The 1,966-nt window shown below is 72.8% G+C and carries 1 protein-coding gene; it reads left to right on the top strand.

All coding sequences use genetic code 11. The features are described 5' to 3' along the window. Positions 1 to 32 precede the first annotated feature (32 nt). The coding region (locus E1298_RS46485; protein ID WP_131903742.1) for a VIT domain-containing protein at positions 33 to 1,966 on the top strand (1,934 nt) is incomplete at its 3' end.

Genomic DNA, 1,966 nt, shown 5'->3' with positions numbered 1-1,966 from the left:
CCCCTGCCCGCCGACCCTCCCCGGAGGTCCCAGTGACCACGCAGATCCTGCCGCTTCCCGAGACCGAGACGCCCCCGGCCCCCGACCGCGGCCTCGGCGCGCTGACCACCGACAAGGGCAACCTGCCGCTCGACTCCGTCGGCGTGCACGCCTCGATCACGGGCCTCGCCGCCGGCGTCGAGGTCGTCCAGGGCTTCCGCAACCCGTTCGAGGTGCCCCTGGAGGCGACCTACATCTTCCCGCTACCCGACCGCGCCGCCGTCACCGCGCTGCGCATGGAGGCGGCCGACCGGGTCATCGAGGGGACGCTGAAAGAGCGCGGCCAGGCCCGGCAGGACTACGACACCGCCATCGCCGCGGGGCAGCGCGCCGCGATAGCGGAGGAAGACCGTCCCGACGTCTTCACCATGCGCGTCGGCAACATCCTCCCCGGCGAACGGGTGACGATCCGGCTCACGCTCAACCAGCCCCTGCCCTACGAGTCCGGCTCCGGCGCCACGTTCCGTTTCCCCCTCGTCGTGGCCCCTCGCTACATCCCAGGCGCCCCCTTGGACGACGAGCGCGCCGGCTCTGGCGCGGCCGACGACACCGACGCGGTTCCGGACGCCTCACGGATCAGCCCGCCCGTCCTTCTGCCGGGGTTCCCCAACCCGGTCCACCTATCGATCACCGCGGACATCGACCCGGCCGGGCTGCCGCTCACCGGGATCCGCTCCGCCCTGCACGTCGTGGCCGAGGAGGGCGGCGAACGCACAACGGTGCGCCTCCAGCCGGGCGAACGCCTCAACCGCGACTTCATCCTCCGCCTCGACTACGCCCAGCAAGAAAGCGCGGCCCTGTCCCTGATCCCGGACGAGTCCGGCGAGGAGGGAACGTTCACGCTGACCGTCCTGCCGTCAGGCGAGACCCGGCCGCAGCCGCGCGACGTCGTCCTCATCCTCGACCGCTCCGGCAGCATGCAGGGCTGGAAGATGGTCGCCGCCCGCCGCGCCGCCGCCCGGATCGTCGACACCCTGCGCACCGAAGACCGGTTCGCCGTCCTCTCGTTCGACAGTGTCATCGAGCGGCCCCGCGACCTCACCGGTCTGGCCCCGGGCACCGACCGCAACCGCTTCCGCGCCGTCGAGCACCTGGCGGCCCTGAACGCGCGCGGCGGCACCGAGATGCTCGCCCCCCTCGACGAGGGCTGCACCCTGCTCGCCGACTCCACGCGCGACCGGGTGCTCGTCCTCATCACCGACGGGCAGATCGGCAACGAAGACCAGATCCTCGCGCATCTGGAACCGCGCCTGCGCGGCGTCCGCGTCCACACCGTCGGCATCGACCGCGCGGTCAACGCGGGCTTCCTGAACCGGCTCGCCGCCATCGGCCAGGGCCGCTGCGAGCTCGTCGAGTCCGAAGACCGCCTCGACGAGGCGATGGAGCACATCCACCACCGGATCGGCGCACCGCTCGCGACCGGGCTCGCCCTGCATCCCGACGGCCTGGAGATCGTCCCCGACTCGGTGGCCCCCAGCCGCCTGGGAGCGCTGTTCCCCGGCGTCCCCCTGGTGATCGCGGGCCGCTTCCGGGGCAAGCCGTCCGGCTCCCTGTCCGTCCAGGGCGCCACGGCCGACGGCACGCCCTGGGCCCAGACCACCTCCGGAACGGTCACGAACGCCCCCGCCGCCGCGTCGATCTGGGCCCGCGCCCACCTGCGCGACCTCGAAGACCGCTACATCGTCGGCGGCTCCGACGACCTGGAACGCCGCATCGTCGACATCTCCCTCCGCTTCGGCGTGCTGTGCCGCTTCACCGCGTTCGTGGCCGTGGACAGCCGGGTCGTCGCCGAGGGCAGCGCACCCCACCAGGTCGTCCAGCCGGTGGAGACACCCGACGGCTGGGCCGCCCCCAGAGTCGCCCACGCCGCCTTCTCACCGATCGAGTCCGCACCCGCAGCAGCGATGCCCCTCTCTCTTATACACAG

Source organism: Actinomadura rubrisoli (assembly GCF_004349215.1).
Lineage (GTDB): Bacteria > Actinomycetota > Actinomycetes > Streptosporangiales > Streptosporangiaceae > Spirillospora > Spirillospora rubrisoli.
This window is presented reverse-complemented; position numbering and strand designations above follow the sequence as displayed.